The organism is Citrobacter sp. wls829 (genome assembly GCF_005280825.1).
In the GTDB taxonomy this organism is placed as follows: Bacteria; Pseudomonadota; Gammaproteobacteria; order Enterobacterales; family Enterobacteriaceae; genus Citrobacter; species Citrobacter gillenii.
In genome coordinates, this window is the sequence record NZ_SZWP01000064.1 from 14536 (window position 1) to 31854 (window position 17319).

The following is a 17319-nucleotide window of genomic DNA, read 5'->3' on the forward strand; positions in this document are numbered from 1 at the left end:
ATAGTGCAAGTATAACTCGCCATCACACATTGGGTGAACCTGAATTTAAATAACGCACTCTGTTACCTGTAATTCACTTGCTAAATCATTAGCCAAAAATAGGCTTTATCCTTCTTATGCCTGATCGCTTCATGCTATTTATCGATGACATCCCTCCCCTGCATACAATGCAAAATACTGTGTACGTCAAAATTATTCAGGGATTACTATGAACAGAAAACGGTTACTGCTGATACCATTGTTTTTTAGTGTCGCAATTATCACCGCGTGTGACAATCAATCCTCAGAAAAAAACATCACCAGAGAACCCGAAGTTGGGATTATTACTCTGAAACCCTCTTCCGTTGATATTAAAAGTGAACTTCCGGGCAGGGCCGTATCGTTCGAAATTGCTGAGATCAGACCGCAGGTCAGCGGTATAATTATTAAGCGAAATTTTATTGAGGGTGATAAAGTCAGCAAAGGTGAATCGCTCTACCAAATTGATCCGGCGCCTCTGCAGGCAAAACTCGATGCGGCCAAAGGCGCTCTGGCAAAAGCGCTGTCCACTACCAATAATCTACGTTTAACATTCCAGCGCCAGTCAGCTTTATTAAAATCCAATTACGTCAGTCGTCAGGATTATGACACCACGCGTTCACAGCTTAATGAAGCTGACGCTAATGTTGCCGTCGCCAGAGCGGACGTCGAGCAGGCCGCCATTAACCTTCATTACGCCAATGTCACCTCGCCTATCGATGGCATTAGCGGCACGTCTTCCGTTACCGTTGGCGCACTGGTCACCGCGAATCAGGAAAGCGCGCTGGTCACCATTCAGCAATTAGACCCAATTTACGTCGATTTAACCCAGTCGGTGCAGGACTTCTTACGCCTGAAAGAAGAAAAATACAGTGGAAAAATCGCCCAGGAAAAAGGCCAGATCCCGGTTAAATTGATGCTGGAAAATGGCAAACCCTACCGCTATACCGGGGCGCTGCAGTTTTCCGATCCCGCCGTCGATAAAGTCACTGGCTCCGTGACCCTGCGCGCCATCTTCCCGAATCCTGACGGCGAGATTTTACCCGGTATGTACGTTACGGCTTTACTGGATGAAGGTCGCCAGCAGAACGTTCTAATGGTTCCTCAGCAAGGGGTTACCCATAACGAGCAGGGAAAGGCGACTGCCCTGATCCTCGACCAGAAAAACAGGGTGCAACTGCGCGAAATCAACGCAGTAAAAGCTGTCGGTAACCAATGGTTAGTGACCGCAGGATTACGTCCCGGCGACCGGGTTATTGTTTCCGGATTACAACGAATCCGTCCGGGAATGAAAGCCCGGGTTCTCTCTTCGCCATCAAACAGCCCTGACACGGTAACCGAACAGTAATATTTCAGGTATTAAGGACACCTTCTTCATGGCTAACTTTTTTATTGAGCGCCCGGTTTTTGCCTGGGTGCTGGCGATTATTCTGATGTTTACCGGGGGGATCGCTATTATGAACCTGCCGATCGCCCAATATCCGCAAATAGCGCCCCCGACGATTACGATTAACGCCGCCTACCCTGGCGCAGACGCAAAGACCGTAGAAGACTCCGTCACTCAGGTGATTGAACAAAATATGAATGGTCTTGATGGCCTGATGTACATGTCGTCCACCAGCGACGCGGCAGGCAATGCGTCAATTATCCTGACGTTTAAAACCGGCACATCACCCGATATTGCACAGGTTCAGGTGCAGAATAAACTGCAGTTGGCGATGCCCTCCTTGCCGCAGGAGGTTCAGCAACAAGGGGTCAGCGTGGATAAATCCAGTAGCAATATCTTAATGGTTGCCGGCTTTATCTCGGATAACAACAGCCTGAGCCAATATGATATTGCTGACTATGTTGCCTCAAACATTAAAGATCCTCTCAGTCGTACTGCCGGGGTGGGGAGCGTGCAATTATTCGGTTCACAATACGCCATGCGCATTTGGTTGGATCCGCAAAAACTCAACAAATATAGCCTCACACCGCAGGACGTTATTGCGCAAATTAAGATACAGAATAATCAGATATCGGGGGGACAACTGGGAGGGATGCCTCAGTCGGCAGACCAGCAGTTGAATGCGTCGATCGTTGTTCAGACTCGCCTGCAAAGTACCGATGAATTTGGCAAGATCTTTCTGAAAGTCCAGCAAGACGGTTCTCAGGTGCTGTTGCGTGACGTTGCGCGAATTGAGCTGGGGGCGGAAAATTATTCGACGGTCGCACGGTATAACGGCAAACCTGCCGCCGGGATCGCGATTAAGCTTGCCGCCGGCGCAAATGCCCTGGAAACATCCCAGGCGGTCAAAAAAGAGCTGGACAAATTATCGGCCTGGTTCCCGGCCAGCATGAAGACCGTTTACCCCTATGACACCACCCCGTTTATCAAGATTTCAATTCAGGGTGTTTTCCAAACATTGATCGAGGCAATTATCCTGGTCTTCCTCGTCATGTATCTATTTCTGCAAAATTTCCGCGCGACGCTTATCCCCACAATCGCAGTTCCCGTGGTTATTCTCGGCACATTTTCCATCTTGTCTGTCGCCGGTTTTACGATTAATACACTGACGATGTTTGGCATGGTGCTGGCAATAGGACTTTTAGTCGATGATGCCATCGTAGTGGTCGAGAACGTTGAGCGTATTATTTGCGAAGAAAAATTGCCGCCAAAAGCGGCAGCGCATAAAGCGATGAGCCAGTTGCAAAGAGCGCTGGTCGGTATTGCCGTGGTGTTATCTGCCGTATTTATGCCGATGGCCTTTATGAGCGGCGCGACAGGTGAAATCTTCCGTCAGTTTTCCATCACCTTGATCTCCTCTATGACGCTATCGGTATTCGTGGCGATGAGCCTGACACCCGCACTTTGCGCCACGCTGTTGAAACCCGCGCCTGAGGGGGGGAACACAAGAACACATTTTCTGTTCACCCATTTCAATCATTTCATGGAGAAGTGCACCCGGCACTACACGGACAGCACGCGTAAACTCTTGCGTTGCACAGGCCGTTATATGGTCATCTATTTGGTGATCGGGGCCGGCATGATTGGCTTGTTTTTACGCACCCCAACCTCCTTTTTACCTGAAGAAGATCAGGGGGTATTCATGACCACGGCACAATTGCCTTCAGGTTCAACGATGGTCAATACCCGCAAAGTCCTCGACGAAATAACAGATTACTACCTGACGAAAGAAAGGAAAAATGTCGCGTCTGTTTTTACCGTTGGTGGATTTGGCTTCAGCGGCCAGGGGCAAAACAACGGGCTGGCCTTTATCAGCCTGAAGCCATGGTCAGAACGTGTTGGTGAAGAAAATGCAGTTACCGCCATTATTCAACGGGCAATGGTGGCTTTAAGCGCCATTAATAATGCCGTGATTTATCCGTTCAATTTACCTGCGGTAGCAGAACTGGGAACCGCTTCAGGGTTTGATATGGAGCTGCTGGATAACGGTAATCTCGGACACGAAAAAATGATGCAGGCACGCAATCAGTTGCTGGAGCTGGCCAGTCAGTCATCCGGAGAGGTCGCCGGGGTGCGTCCTAACGGGCTGGAAGACACACCGATGTTCCATGTTAATGTTGACGCAAAAAAAGCTGAGGCCATGGGCGTTTCACTCGCGGATATTAATCAGACCCTCTCCACGGCGTTTGGTAGCCGCTATGTCAATGATTTCCTTAACCAGGGCCGCGTTAAAAAAGTGTATGTCCAGGCTGATACGCCGTTCCGTATGCTACCTGGCAATATAAACCACTGGTACGTGCGCAACGCCTCCGGCTCTATGACCCCGCTTTCCGCCTTCTCAACCACCGAATGGACCTATGGTTCACCCCGTCTTGAACGTTACAACGGGCAGCCTGCGATGGAAATTCTGGGACAGCCGGTTGCCGGGAAAAGCAGCGGTGATGCAATGAACTTTATGGCATCCCTGATTAATAAACTCCCTGCCGGCGTCGGCTACGCGTGGACGGGTCTGTCTTATCAAGAGGCGTTATCCACCAACCAGGCCCCCATGCTATATGCCATTTCGCTCGTGGTAGTCTTTCTTGCGCTGGCAGCACTGTATGAAAGCTGGTCCATTCCTTTTTCCGTGATGCTCGTAGTGCCCATTGGCATCGCCGGTGCGTTGCTGGCTACCGACCTGCGTGGTTTGAGCAATGATGTTTACTTCCAGGTCGGCCTGCTCACCACGATGGGCCTGTCGGCTAAAAACGCCATTCTGATCGTTGAGTTTGCCGTCGAGATTATGCAAAAAGAAGGCAAAACACCGCTTGAGGCTGCCGTCGAGGCGGCGCAAATGCGTCTGCGCCCTATTCTGATGACCTCACTGGCCTTCATTTTAGGTGTAATTCCACTGGCTATAAGCAACGGCGCGGGTTCTGGTGCACAAAATGCCGTCGGTACCGGCGTAATCGGGGGCATGCTGGCGGCGACCGTACTGGCGATTTATTTTGTCCCGGTCTTCTTTGTGCTCGTTGAAAACACGTTAGCGCGATTTAAAACATCGCGCTGATATAAATAAATATAATATACCTGTATATGATAAAAACTCTGGGGTTACATTATGTAACCCCAGAGTTTTTAAATAATCGATTAACAATAATTTAATGCATATTCTGAACATTCACCCCAACTTCAGAATGTTTTCAGGCCTGAATGAAGTGCAACAGATCGTTATTAATCACCTCGGCATGGGTAGTATGCATCCCATGCGGATAACCTGGATAAATCTTCAGAACGCTGTTAACGAGCAATTTATCCTGCAACAGCGCTGCATTTTTATAAGGGACGACCTGATCATCATCTCCTTGCATCACCAAAACGGGCAGCGTAATGGCTTTTAAATCATCGGTCTGATCGGTTTCAGAGAACGCCTTAATTCCTTCGTAGTGCGCTTTTGCACACCCCATCATGCCCTGTCGCCACCAGTTTTGAAGAGTTCCATTGGATATCTCTGCCCCTTCCCGATTGAATCCATAAAAAGGCCCGGTTGCCACGTCAAGATAAAACTGCGCGCGATTGGCGGCAAGCGCCTGGCGGAATCCATCGAAAACGCTGAGCGGTGTCCCTCCCGGATTATTATCTGTCTTAACCATCAGCGGTGGCACGGCGCTGATCAGCACGGCTTTCGCCACGCGACCTTGCGGTTGTCCGTATTGAGCGACATATCTTGCCACCTGCCCCCCTCCCGTGGAGTGACCAATATGCACGGCATTATGCAGGTCAAGATGCTCCACCACGGCCGACACGTCTGCCGCATAGTGGTCCATATCATGACCGTCGCTCACCTGATCTGAACGTCCATGCCCGCGACGATCGATGGCGATAACACGATAACCGTGATGAAGGAAGAATAACATCTGGTTATCCCAGTCATCTGCGCTCAGCGGCCAGCCATGATGGAATACGATAGGTTGCGCATCTTTCGCACCCCAGTCTTTATAAAAAATGTTTACACCATCTTTTGTTTTTACAAATGACATAGTTGTATTTCCCTCGAGAGGATATTCCGCCTGAAGATCGTTGATACCACATTGATCGCGCAACGTCTTACCAGCATGTTACACATCAACGCGAATGAACCTGCGTAAGGCTTAGTGAGTATAGTTGCAAAAAAAGAAACCTATTAATTTTGGTTTTACTGGATATATAACGTATGCCATCAATAAATCGTTAAAAACAAAGCGTTAATAGCCAACATCCACTTACCTGAAAATTAAAATTCACATTATTAATGAATACCACTCATAGCGCCTATCCTCCTGCTGACCATTATCTGCAAGCACAAACCCGTTAACATGGTCCTGTCTTTCAATATCCAGATGGTTCAGCATGCTTAACCTACAAGCACAAACGCAGTCAGCGACGGCTAAAAAAACCGGTCTTACCTTTGTCCTTATCCTTAGCGCCTTAATGGCCGTGACCTCCTTATCAACCGATATCTATCTGCCGGCAATGCCCATGATGGCAAAAGATTTACACGGTGATGCTGAGTTAACCATCACCGGTTTTCTCATGGGTTTTTGCATTGCACAACTGATTTGGGGACCGATTAGCGATCGTTATGGGCGGCGTCTGCCGCTATTCATTGGTTTGAGTTTATTCGTTATAGGTTCAGTCGGCTGCGCGTTATCAACGGATATTGTACATATTGTCTTCTGGCGTGTTTTTCAGGCGCTAGGTGCCTGTACCGGCCCGATGCTGGCGCGCGCAATGATCCGCGACCTGTTTAGCCATACTCGCGCAGCACAAATGCTGTCGACCCTGATGATCATCATGGCTATCGCGCCGATTGCCGGTCCTCTGATTGGCGGGCAAATGATTAAGGTCACCTCGTGGCACACCATTTTCTGGTTACTGGCGATAATCGGTACATTCATGCTGCTGTCGCTATTCTGGCTACCGGAAACCCTGACGGAAGACAAACGTTCCCAGGCTTCCATCTCCAGCGCCTTTCATCATTATTCCGCATTACTGACCAACACCAGATATATGCGCTTTACGCTATGCCTGACGTTTTACTACATCGCGGCCTACGCCTTTATCACCGGTTCCCCGTTTGTGTACATCACGTACTTCGGCGTTGATCCGCAGCATTATGGCTGGTTATTTGCCATCAACATTGTGGGACTGATGGCCGTGAGCACGGTCAACAGACGCCTGGTTTATCGCTACCCACTGGAAGCGTTACTTAAGATTGCTGTCTTCATCGCTACCGTTGCCGCCATCGTGCTGGCTGTTACAACGGGTCTGGGCGCGGGAGGGATCACCGTGATTGTCGGAGCCGTATTCGTGTTCTTATCAATGAATGGCATCATCGCCGCGACGTCTACGGCATGTGCACTGGACGCCGCGCCGAATGTCGCCGGTTCCGCATCGGCGCTAATGGGCGCGTTGCAATACGGTAGCGGCATCATCTCCTCGCTGTTGCTGGCACTCTTTAGCGATGGCACACCTTGGACAATGAGCTGGGTCATTGCGGTATTTACGACAGCCAGCGCCGTAATGGCACTGAGCATTCAGGTAAAAAATCCGCAGTAGCACGAGATACTGCTATTCCCCCAGAGAATGACAAAACACTTAGATTTCCAGTGCTGTAAGAATTGTGGCTTCTATTTTCTCTGGGGTGGTGAACGGTGCAAAACGCTTGAGCGGTTTACCGTCACGTCCAATCAGGAACTTAGTGAAGTTCCACTTGATCCGCCCACCCAGCACGCCTGGCAATTCGTCTTTCAGGTAGCGAAATACCGGATGCGTTGCGCCGCCGTTGACCTCCACTTTCTCGAACATCGGGAAACTCACACCGTAGTTGATGTGGCAGGTCTGAGCGATTTCGTCGGCACCGCCGGGTTCCTGCTTACCAAATTGGTTGCAGGGAAACCCCAGCACCACCAGCCCCTGCGCAGCGTACTTCTTGTAAAGCACCTCAAGACCTGCGTATTGTGGCGTAAAGCCACAATGGCTGGCAGTGTTAACGACCAGAACCAGCTTGCCAGCGTAGTCAGCCATAGAGATGAGCTGACCCTGCAGGCTGGTGGCAGTAAGTTGATGAAAAGTGGTCATGTCGGGATCCTCAGAGCAGACGTCGACATTGCCATGCAGCGGGTTGCTGCTGGGGTAATCGTCGCGGGTCGTGGCGAGGAGATCCGGCTCCCCATTGATTAACACCCTATTATACGAGCAATATCCGTTTCCTCATCATTCATTAGTTACGCCACTGCCATTTTGTTAATCTTCGTTACTGGTAATCAGAATGGATGTCAGGAAATGAGCGAGCAGATAAAGATAGATATTCCGCCACAGGAAGGTCGTGGCTTTTGGGTTGCTAAAGGTCAAACATTCAGTGTTATTGACCCTGAAGGACAGCAGGTTGCGGACTTGTGGGCAATGTCTATCAGCGCTGGTGAAATTGACTGGCTAAGCACATCTCAGACGCGAGATATAACAGAGCGATTATTCCCCGCACCGGGAGAGTCTTTTTACAGTGAAAAAGCCAACCCCTTACTCACATTAGTGCAGGATAACTCACCATGCCCACATGATATGCTGTTCCCGGCCTGCAACCCTGGACTTTACGAACGAGCAGGCCTGTATGATCACCCAAACTGTCGTGACAACATGCTGAGAGCACTGCAGGCGGCAGACATATCACTCCCCATCGTTCCCGATCCGGTCAATTTTTTCCAACGCTCAGAACCGCAGGCTAACGGTAAGCTTGAGGTATTGGCTTCGAACAATCCCCCCGGAGGAAATGTGCTATTACTCGCGGAAACAGATCTCTATGTGGTGGTTACTGCCTGTTCTGTTGATTTCCACCCGACCAATGGGGGCCACTGTACTGGTATCCAGATTATCGTTGGTTGAAATTCTGATAGATTAGGACTGGGCTATCACCGACTTCCAGGACGAGCACAGCAGGTGCAATAAGCCTTTCGGGGCACTTTTATTTGAGGTTAACGATGGAATTTATTCCTTATTTTTTATTTGCCGGAGCGCTGTTTCTTAATGCCGGCGTTCCAGGGCCCAGTATTGCTGCCCTTGTGTCACGGGTCATTACGAATGGCTGGCGAAATGTCATACCTTTCATCGCTGCAATGTGGATAGGTGAAGTGATCTGGCTCTCCATGGCTATGGCCGGGCTAACTACCCTCGCGCAAACATTCCAGTTCGGTTTTCATATTCTGAAATGGGTAAGCATCGCCTACCTTTGCTGGCTTGCGTTTAAAATGTGGCGCAAGCCTGTGAATGAGAAAACAGACGAACTTCCGCAACGGACATCTTCATGGTCAATGTTTAGCGCGGGTATGGCATTAACGTTGGGTAACCCCAAAATCATGGTGTTCTACCTGGCTCTTCTTCCGTCGTTTATCGATTTGTCAAAAGCCGGTGTAAGTGAATGGGCAATCCTTGCCAGCATTACGCTGGTGACATTGGCCGCGATCGATCTGAGCTGGACGTTCCTTGCACACAGAGCACGCGTTTTATTACGGACTCCTAAAGCGGTGAGATTTGCCAATCGTTTAGGCGCTGTTGCTATGGGTGGTGCCGCTGCGGCTATCGCTGCACGCAACTAATACCCTAAAAAGTCTGCTGGCCATTTGTCGGCAGATTTATTAAATCTGAGCGTCTGTTTCTGGCTCAGACCGGCCCTTGAGGCTGGCATTATCCGTAAAAAACCTTGTACCATTTTTAATGAAGGAGTTCGCATGCTTAAAGTCATCGCCGAAGATTTTATCAAACCTGAATGCGTCGACAACGTTCTCCCTTTATACCGCGAACTCATCGCGGCAACGAAGAAAGAGCCCCTGTGTATTGCTTATGATTTGTACCGGGATGAAAAGGATCTGGGGCATTTTATTTTCATTGAAGAGTGGCCTGACCGGGCAGCACTCGATGCACACTGTGCCAGCGAGCATTTTACTCGGCTTGTTCCTTTGATTGATCAATACGCACGTAAAGCGGCGCAATATATCCTGATGGATGGTCGGGTGGAGCCGGAGAGATAAAGTCCGTTTCCGGCTCGAAGCCGACCGGCGTTGTTCCATCAGATTAATGAATCCATCTAATAAAGCTTAGTGAATTACTCCATCTAATCAAATAAATCAGTTTGCGTTATGCTGTTACGGGACAACAGTTGAAAGGATAACGTCATGCAAACAGTCACACTGAACAACGGTATTAACATGCCCCTGTTGGGCTTTGGTGTATTCCAGATGACGGATGCCGCCGAGTGCGAGCGGGCGGTGATTGACGCCATCGAAACGGGTTATCGCCTGATTGATACCGCAGCCTCTTACCTGAATGAAACTCAGGTAGGCAACGCGCTAAAACAAAGCGGCGTCGCCCGCGATGAGCTTTTTGTGACCACCAAATTGTGGTTACACGATACAAACTACGAAGGTGCGAAGGCCCAGTTCGAGCGGTCACTGAACCGACTACAGCTCGACTATGTTGACCTGTATTTGATTCACCAGCCTTACGGCGATGTCCACGGCGCATGGCGTGCCATGGAAGCGCTGCAACAGGCAGGTAAAATTCGTGCTATTGGCGTGAGCAACTTCCATCCCGACAGACTGGCCGATCTTATTGCCTTTAATAAGGTCACCCCGGCGGTGAATCAGATTGAAGTGAACCCTTTCAATCAGCAGCTGCATGCCGTGCCGTGGATGCAAAGTCGTGGCATTCAACCTGAAGCGTGGGCCCCGTTTGCCGAAGGGAAAAACGGTCTGTTCCAGCATCCTGAGTTAACAGCGATAGGCCAGAAATACGGCAAAAGCGTCGGTCAGGTTGTCCTGCGGTGGATCTTCCAGCGTGGCATCGTGTCACTGGCAAAATCGGTGCGTAAAGAACGTATGGAAGAGAATATCAACATCCTCGATTTTGAACTGAGCGCGGAAGACATGCTGCACATCACCGCGATCGACACCGCAACCAGCGCATTCTTTTCCCATCGCGACCCGGCCAGAGTGGAATGGTTGGCTGGCCGTAAGCTCGACGTCTAATCCGCGACACAAACAGAGGTTTACTGTCGCAAACACGTTATCTCGGTCAATCCTGGCTCGACGTGTTGGCGACAGGACTCGGTTTCATGGGGTTAAGCCACGGCTTACATGACTAACACGCTGAATCTGTTTGCCTGACACGTTAAATGCCGCAACCAGAACCGAATAAAACGAAAAAACCCAAGTCGCATAACGACTTGGGTTTCGTATTTGGCGGAAGCGTAGTCCGCCAAATTAATGTCCGAGAATGTCAGAAATTGTTTATTTTTACCATTAATAAACAATATGTTGTCTAAATACATTGTTCGAGGACGTCTTGCTACATCCGAAAAAATCTGACATTTTATGCAGTACCTTATGCATGGCGGGTTGTATGACAGGATTTAACATATGCCAAAGAAAGCCAAAGAACTCACCGGACTGGCTGTTGCCAAGCTAAAAACTGAAGGCTCTTATGCCGTCGGTGGCGTTGACGGCCTGTATCTTCGAAACAGAGGCCAGTCGCGTTCATGGGTGCTTTGCGTTGCTATGGGGGTAAGAGTAAATGCTCTAGGAAGAACCGTTCCGAGACGTTTAAACATGGGCCTAGGCCCCTACCCTGAAGTTTCATTAGCAGAAGCGCGTGACAAAGCTCGTGAGCTGCGTAAACAAATCCGTAATGGCATTGACCCCCTTGCAGAAAAACACGCCCATAAAGCGCATCAGGAACGTCTGGCGCACAAGAACAAATCCTTTGCTAGCTGTGCTGAAGACGTTATCGCAATTAAAACCAAAGAACTAAAGAACCAGAAACACATTGCCCAATGGCGGTCAACGCTGGAAACGTATGCTTATCCTGTTATTGGTCAAAAACCCATCACTGAGATTACAAAGACTGACCTATTAGCGATACTTGAACCAATCTGGTTAACAAAAAACGAAACTGCCAGTCGTCTTCGCGGTCGCATTGAAGCAATCATCGATTACGCAAAAGCGAAAGAATACTTTGAAGGTGATAACCCTGCAGCATGGAAAGGTATGCTTAAGCCCCTCCTGCCAATGCCAAGCAAAGTTCAGACCCAAAAACATCATGCTGCATTACCCTACAACGTGATCGGTTCATTCATGACCGAACTACGTAAACGAGCAGGCATTTCAGCGCGAGCACTTGAGTTTTCAATACTGACAGTTTCGCGCTCTGGTGAAGTCCGTGGCGCTGAGTGGTCAGAAATAGATCTGAAGAACAAAACTTGGACCATCCCTGCCAGCAGAATGAAAGCCAGTAAAGAGCACCGGGTTCCTCTGTCTGATTCTGCCATTGCCCTATTAAAGGATTTACCCCGCTTCAAAGACAATAATCTTGTATTCCCTGCCCCGCGTGGAGGACAGCTATCAGATATGTCATTGCTGGCTGTATTGAAACGAATGGGACATAGTGGTTTGACACAGCATGGCTTCCGTTCGACTTTTCGTGATTGGGCTGGTGAAACTACAGACCATCAACGTGAGGTAATTGAACATGCGCTGGCTCACCAGTTAGCAGATAAAGCTGAAGCAGCGTATCAGCGTGGGACGTTGTGGCCTAAGCGGGTGGCGTTGATGGATGAGTGGACGGGGTATTGTCTTGCCCATATTTAGCTGTTCTAATTGAAAACACCACACAGGACATCTGTGGCCATGGTTTCCACACACTGGCCCCAGTGCCCTAATTGAGTCTGAGTAATAGTCAGAAGACGCGGTAGAGTTTCAAATGAGCTGCAAGGAAAACAACAGCGCTCGCGCTGCTTATACCCATGAGCAGCGTCGCCTAATGCTTCACTGGTGGGCGGATTATCATGATCCCAACCGAAACTATATGGTCAGGCCATTTGAGTTTGCTCATAAAACATAACCTAACTTCTTATCAAAGCTGGTAAAGGCGTCAGAGTATCCCGTATACTATATTCATAAAATATATGCGGGATAATAAAATGAAAAACATTGACGTCATCCTTGGTAAAGACCATTTAGAAGATATTTCTTCTGCAAAACCAATTCCAGCAATTAAAGAGATAATATGGAATGCTTTTGATTCCAAATCGTTAATAGTTAAAGTTCTATTTCAGGAATGTCAGAACACAAATACCATTGACAAAATAATCATTCAGGATGAGGGAGAAGGCATTCCTCATAAGAATGTCTCATCTTCATTTGGCAGCCTTGGTGAGTCTTGGAAGAAGGATGCAAAAAGAAATGGGGATCGTTCTTTACATGGTCAGTTTGGTAAAGGACGTTTTAAGGCATTTTCTCTAGGAGAGATGGTCATATGGTCTACTTGTGTAGAAGATAATGGAAAATATTATAAATACTCCATTAAGGGGAATGCTAATAATATTAAACGCTTCGAAATCAGTGAGCCATCTGAAACAAATGATAAAACAAAAGGTACTCAGGTTGAGATCTTTAATTTAGTAAAACAAACATCCTCACTTGCAACAGATTCATCTAAAGAATCAATCACCAAAGAATATGCATTATATCTGACAGAATACCCTCATAAAAAGTTATTTTATGATAACGCATATATTACCCCTTCGGATGTGTGGCTTGACAAAAAAGAGTATAATCTCGGAGACGTTGAGATAGAATATGTCCAAGAAAATGTATCTGTTTCAATAATAGAATGGAAATTTAAGACCCCTCGAGAAATTCATTACTGTGACGAAAATGGCTTTTCACTTTTCAATGAAAGCGCAGGAAAACTTGTTAGATCATATGGCGTAGATTTCACAGTATATATAAAGTCCTCATTTATTAAGAAGAAATTTGAAGAAAATGTCCTTTCGCTTGGAAGTTTAGAATCTGGCATTAAAGGGTTAAAAGATAAAGTCATTGAACTTTGTAAAAAACATTTTATCAACAAAGAATTCTTACAAAAAGCAAAAATAGTAGATGAGTGGAAAGAACAAAATATTTATCCGTATGAACGCTCTCCGTTACCCGGCAGTGTTGAAGAAGCTGAACAAAAGGTATTCAATATATTAGCTGTGAATGTCGAAAGCTATCTAACTTCTTTTAATAAATCTAATAACAGCATTAAAAAATTCACCTTTAAATTACTATCTCAGGCTTTAAAGGACAATCCAAATTCTGTTAGAAAAATTCTATCTGAAGTATTGGTCATGAGCTCAGACGATCAGGACTCAATGGCGAATTTATTAGAAAAGACGACTCTACCCAATATAATAAAAGCTTCACAAGTTGTTTCAGATAGATTAAATTTCTTAACTGGATTGGAACAACTATTGTTTGATGACAAAACAAAAAAGAAATTTTTAGAAAGAGATCAATTACACAAACTCCTAGAAAATGAAGCATGGCTCTTTAGGGAGGATTTCAATTTATCCCGTAGCGAAAATACTCTCAATCAAGTTCTACAATATCATGCTGATAAAATAGGTATCACTTATGATGCAGAACAGCCTGTTGTTAGAGAAGATGGAACCACAGGTAGGGTTGATTTGCTACTTAGCAAAGCACGTCAGCCAAGAGAAGGTGAGCTTGAACACTTAGTTGTTGAACTGAAAAGACCAACACAAAAAATAGATTTATCTGTTATAAATCAAGTTGAAAGTTATGCTTATGCTGTCAGTAATGACAGCAGGTTTGATAAACAGAATACAAAATGGATTTTCATTGCCGTATCTAACGATATAGCTCCTTTAGTTCAGGATAGAATTTCTCAAGATGATCGCCCTTACGGACAATTATATTCTAAAGGAAACGTTTCAATATGGATATATACTTGGGGTGAGTTAATAGGACAAGCGCGTTCCAGACTGATGTTTTTTAGTAATTTATTAGACATTGATATTAATCGTGACTCTGCCACAAATTATTTAAAAGAGACTTACGCTAAGTTCATTCCTACTGAAGTCAATGAACCAGAAGTTTAGATGTAAAAATAAAAGTTAGAAATACACAAATATTAGATTTTTAAATACGCTTATTACATATTAGAAAAGTGCTAAAAGGGCCTTTTTTCCCATTAAGTGTCCAACCCATTGGGTAGGACACTTATCCCCATACGTGGGGCAATCAGACACTTCGATGCAGTGAATATTCACAAGGAACACTTATTAAATATAATATTAAACATCTATTGTCAAATTTATTTCCCTGAAACTTTCAGGTTTATAAATAATTGTATAGCACAACTATGAACAACACACTACAACATAAAATGCACTGTCCATGGTGGTCCGTATGGTAGTATTCAACGCAACTCTTCGTCTTCACACACTGGCAATGAGTCAATAGCAGCAATTTTCTTTAGTTGAGCTAGATAATCCGAATTATTATCTACCAACCAATTTAATACAGAATAATTAGAAAGTAGTCTTTTTATATGTCCAATAATCACTGCCAACTTTAAATTATTTGTTCCATATATATTTTCGAGTTGTTTAGTCTCTATTTCCATAGCAGCCATTTCTCGTTCCATTCTGGCAAAATTTTTTGCTATGTCTTGTTGCTTTAGTTTCGAATCTTTCGGATTTATTAGCATATCATCAGGAGTGTAATGTAATAATGATAGAGCAAATTTACGACTAAAATTATTTATACTCATCATTGTGGATACCGCTTCCATCTGTCTTTCTGGTTTCATTTTACGTAAAATAGAGAATATGGTTTGAGGGACATGTTGATTTGCTAATAAAGCGGTAGTTTCAGGGCTAATCCCATCAAGTAATCTAAACTTTGCCCGGAGTGTATCTACTGATATATTCAGAGATTGACTAATTTTTTCTTCCGAAACACCAGCATCCACAGCCTGTAATATCATACGATACTCCTGAATAACTGGTAATCGATTGACATACTTGTTATAGCTGTAAGATTCTTCATCCTCAGAAATCAAACAAGGCACAGTGGTCAGCCCTATATCCTTTAATGCTTCAACTCTTAAGTGACCATCAAGTATTATTTTTTCTGACAAATTATTAATATAAATAACTACGGGTTCTATGATACCAACTATTTTCACCGTAGAAAGTATCTGAAGATATTTAACGCTTAATTTGACATTAATTGGCAGATCTTTTCCATATGTCAATTCGGAAACATTAATAATAAAACACTTATTACCGAAGTTAGGTTTATTCATTTTCAAGACCTCGTTCGGGGTCAATATTATCCAGAATAAATGCAGGGACAGAATTCAGGCTCTCAACAGATAGAAGTTCTGAAAACTCTCTATTCCTCAACAAATTAACCATTATCTCTTTAACAACCATTAGGCTGGATATTGTAAACTCAGATCTTGTATGAATAATTTTATGCCTTGTGACATTTTCTTGATAAAGTTCTTTTAACTCTTCAGAAGTAATCCGCTTCTTTTTTACCCCCTGAACAAAAGAATTATTATCACTTCCCTTACCTGATGTTTCTCTCTGAGATAAGATCCTTTTAATTGCACCTATCTGCTTTGAGTTAAGCTCACCAGAATTAAAGCCTTCTAAAAGAAGGTGCTGTATATCAACTCCTTTAGCTCTTGATATTTCTACCGCTATATATATCGGTATTCTGCCAGACTCAACAGCAGAAAGTAATTTATCTTCACCATTTTCTTTTAATGATACAATAGAAGATACCCAATTTTTAGAACGACCAATTTTATTAGCAATCTCTAACTCAGTAAAACCTTTATTCTTTAATTCTATTATGCTGTTGAGAAGCTCTGTCGAACGTGGTTTTCTTCGAGCAATATTTTCTGCAAGACTCATGATATGACCATCTTCATGATCAACTGACTTTACTATTGCTGGGATTTGTTTTTCACCTAGTATTTCATAAGCCTCAATCCGCCCTTGCCCACAAATCAAATCGTACACATACGTCTTACAGGTTGAGTCAGATAACCTAACCGTAATAGGTTTTTTTAGCCCTATGTTTTTTATACTTTCAACAAGTTCATCGTGAATAGATTTGCTTCTTGAACGTGGATTAACAATCCTGATCTCTGAGATATCTATAAGAATTATTTCTTCATATTCATTCATCAGTGAATTCCTTTTAAAAAACATCGCGTTTAAGGATTTGCAAAAAAGGTATCAAGTCATCATATCGATAAAACTCTAACTGGTAAGGATTTAACTCTTCAAAAACAAACTGATTATCTAATAACTCTATTGAAGGGAATATATAGTAATCTTTCGTGTTAACATTTTGACTATCAAGTCTAACAACGATACAAATATCATAGCTAAACTTACGCTCAAACCGGATTCTCCATCTCTTTCTCGAGTTATTCATGAAACAACGGGAGATAACTACTGACATTTTAACTTCATCATTAATACTAAATAATTTAGACTCCGCATCATAATCAACATAAGAACCTTGTTCTGTAATATCAGAAATTAGGTTATCAACTAAGCTATGATACTTTTCTCTTAACAAGGAGTTAATCCGTAAATAGTCATAATCATGTTTTGGTTTATAGTTAATTAATTTATAAGCTTGTAAAAGACCGCCAAAACGTTTCCTATAAACTGATGAGGATGGTGTATCATCATCTTCATCTATAATTATGCCGGATAGTTTCCCTTTTGTTTTAAAAAGCTCGGAAAGTTTACCAAGTAAATCATCATTACTAAGATGTATACTTCTATTACTAATAACAGTCTGCGCGTGTAAAAATAACTCAGGAGAAATAATAGCTTCAAAAGCATTTTCACATCTTATCCATTCATGCTGTGGGTTGTGGATAAGACGCTGCTTTAAACGAGAAGATGTTCGGTTATAGACATTATGACCAATATACTTTTCGTTAGGGAAGGTGCGAACAAGTTCCTG

14 protein-coding genes are annotated in these 17319 nt (G+C 44.8%); 9 read left to right on the forward strand and 5 right to left on the reverse strand.

Annotated features, from left to right (window positions below; all coding sequences use genetic code 11):
• The first annotated feature begins 208 nt into the window (after positions 1 to 208).
• Together FDW88_RS12670 and FDW88_RS12675 are read left to right on the forward strand one after the other, a co-directional pair.
• Positions 209 to 1366, forward strand: a complete 1158-nt coding sequence (locus FDW88_RS12670) for an efflux RND transporter periplasmic adaptor subunit (protein WP_137362672.1) — start codon at positions 209 to 211, stop codon at positions 1364 to 1366.
• Positions 1367 to 1394: 28 nt separating this feature from the next.
• Entirely contained in the window at positions 1395 to 4514 is a 3120-nt protein-coding gene (locus FDW88_RS12675) for an efflux RND transporter permease subunit (RefSeq protein ID WP_137362673.1), read from the forward strand.
• A gap of 133 nt (positions 4515 to 4647) precedes the next feature.
• On the opposite strand, the gene FDW88_RS12680 is transcribed toward FDW88_RS12675, so the two are convergent.
• Complete coding sequence (locus FDW88_RS12680) at positions 4648 to 5484, reverse strand: alpha/beta fold hydrolase (protein WP_137362674.1); 837 nt, start codon at positions 5482 to 5484, stop codon at positions 4648 to 4650.
• A gap of 349 nt (positions 5485 to 5833) precedes the next feature.
• Here FDW88_RS12680 and FDW88_RS12685 point away from each other — a divergent pair, with 349 nt between their 5' ends.
• Positions 5834 to 7042 (forward strand): multidrug effflux MFS transporter, encoded by a 1209-nt coding sequence (locus FDW88_RS12685; RefSeq protein WP_137362675.1) that lies wholly within the window; start codon positions 5834 to 5836, stop codon positions 7040 to 7042.
• 39 nt (positions 7043 to 7081) lie between these two features.
• Here the strand turns inward: FDW88_RS12685 and FDW88_RS12690 are convergent, their stop codons facing one another.
• The gene (locus FDW88_RS12690; RefSeq protein WP_137362676.1) at positions 7082 to 7564 is read right to left on the reverse strand and encodes a glutathione peroxidase; all 483 of its coding nucleotides are present in this window, start codon (positions 7562 to 7564) and stop codon (positions 7082 to 7084) included.
• A 204-nt stretch (positions 7565 to 7768) separates the two neighbouring features.
• Between FDW88_RS12690 and FDW88_RS12695 the strand changes: the two genes are divergently transcribed.
• The 6 genes from FDW88_RS12695 (at position 7769) to FDW88_RS12725 (ending at position 14417) form a co-directional block, all read left to right on the forward strand.
• Entirely contained in the window at positions 7769 to 8365 is a 597-nt protein-coding gene (locus tag FDW88_RS12695) for an urea carboxylase-associated family protein (protein ID WP_137362677.1), read from the forward strand.
• 95 nt (positions 8366 to 8460) lie between these two features.
• Positions 8461 to 9075 carry a LysE family translocator gene (locus tag FDW88_RS12700; RefSeq protein ID WP_137362678.1) on the forward strand — a complete coding sequence of 205 codons (615 nt, stop codon included), beginning with the start codon at positions 8461 to 8463 and terminating at the stop codon, positions 9073 to 9075.
• Between the two features lie 132 nt (positions 9076 to 9207).
• A complete protein-coding gene (locus FDW88_RS12705; RefSeq protein WP_115258908.1) occupies positions 9208 to 9507 on the forward strand; it encodes a putative quinol monooxygenase in 300 nt (99 codons plus the stop codon).
• Positions 9508 to 9651: 144 nt separating this feature from the next.
• The gene (locus FDW88_RS12710; protein WP_137362679.1) at positions 9652 to 10503 is read left to right on the forward strand and encodes an aldo/keto reductase; all 852 of its coding nucleotides are present in this window, start codon (positions 9652 to 9654) and stop codon (positions 10501 to 10503) included.
• A gap of 390 nt (positions 10504 to 10893) precedes the next feature.
• A complete protein-coding gene (locus FDW88_RS12715; protein ID WP_137362680.1) occupies positions 10894 to 12120 on the forward strand; it encodes a site-specific integrase in 1227 nt (408 codons plus the stop codon).
• A 332-nt stretch (positions 12121 to 12452) separates the two neighbouring features.
• Positions 12453 to 14417, forward strand: a complete 1965-nt coding sequence (locus FDW88_RS12725) for an ATP-binding protein (RefSeq protein ID WP_170974169.1) — start codon at positions 12453 to 12455, stop codon at positions 14415 to 14417.
• Positions 14418 to 14737: 320 nt separating this feature from the next.
• Here the strand turns inward: FDW88_RS12725 and FDW88_RS12730 are convergent, their stop codons facing one another.
• The 3 genes from FDW88_RS12730 to FDW88_RS12740 form a co-directional block, all read right to left on the reverse strand.
• Positions 14738 to 15628, reverse strand: a complete 891-nt coding sequence (locus tag FDW88_RS12730; RefSeq protein ID WP_137362682.1) for a plasmid partitioning protein RepB C-terminal domain-containing protein — start codon at positions 15626 to 15628, stop codon at positions 14738 to 14740.
• Complete coding sequence (locus FDW88_RS12735; RefSeq protein WP_170974170.1) at positions 15621 to 16523, reverse strand: ParB/RepB/Spo0J family partition protein; 903 nt, start codon at positions 16521 to 16523, stop codon at positions 15621 to 15623. The genes FDW88_RS12730 and FDW88_RS12735 overlap by 8 nt, the downstream gene beginning before the upstream one ends.
• Before the next feature lie 13 nt (positions 16524 to 16536).
• Positions 16537 to 17319, reverse strand: a 783-nt coding sequence (locus tag FDW88_RS12740; RefSeq protein WP_170974171.1) for a recombinase family protein, incomplete at its 5' end; no start/stop codon positions are given.

Excerpts from the sequence above, each read along its gene's own strand:
- FDW88_RS12670 (WP_137362672.1), top strand. The coding sequence starts at position 209 with ATGAACAGAAAACGGTTACTGCTGATACCATTGTTTTTTAGTGTCGCA.
- FDW88_RS12715 (WP_137362680.1), top strand. The coding sequence starts at position 10,894 with ATGCCAAAGAAAGCCAAAGAACTCACCGGACTGGCTGTTGCCAAGCTA.
- FDW88_RS12680 (WP_137362674.1), bottom strand. The coding sequence starts at position 5,484 with ATGTCATTTGTAAAAACAAAAGATGGTGTAAACATTTTTTATAAAGAC.
- FDW88_RS12710 (WP_137362679.1), top strand. The coding sequence starts at position 9,652 with ATGCAAACAGTCACACTGAACAACGGTATTAACATGCCCCTGTTGGGC.
- FDW88_RS12675 (WP_137362673.1), top strand. The coding sequence starts at position 1,395 with ATGGCTAACTTTTTTATTGAGCGCCCGGTTTTTGCCTGGGTGCTGGCG.
- FDW88_RS12730 (WP_137362682.1), bottom strand. The coding sequence starts at position 15,628 with ATGAATAAACCTAACTTCGGTAATAAGTGTTTTATTATTAATGTTTCC.
- FDW88_RS12695 (WP_137362677.1), top strand. The coding sequence starts at position 7,769 with ATGAGCGAGCAGATAAAGATAGATATTCCGCCACAGGAAGGTCGTGGC.
- FDW88_RS12690 (WP_137362676.1), bottom strand. The coding sequence starts at position 7,564 with ATGACCACTTTTCATCAACTTACTGCCACCAGCCTGCAGGGTCAGCTC.
- FDW88_RS12705 (WP_115258908.1), top strand. The coding sequence starts at position 9,208 with ATGCTTAAAGTCATCGCCGAAGATTTTATCAAACCTGAATGCGTCGAC.
- FDW88_RS12735 (WP_170974170.1), bottom strand. The coding sequence starts at position 16,523 with ATGAATGAATATGAAGAAATAATTCTTATAGATATCTCAGAGATCAGG.
- FDW88_RS12685 (WP_137362675.1), top strand. The coding sequence starts at position 5,834 with ATGCTTAACCTACAAGCACAAACGCAGTCAGCGACGGCTAAAAAAACC.
- FDW88_RS12700 (WP_137362678.1), top strand. The coding sequence starts at position 8,461 with ATGGAATTTATTCCTTATTTTTTATTTGCCGGAGCGCTGTTTCTTAAT.
- FDW88_RS12725 (WP_170974169.1), top strand. The coding sequence starts at position 12,453 with ATGAAAAACATTGACGTCATCCTTGGTAAAGACCATTTAGAAGATATT.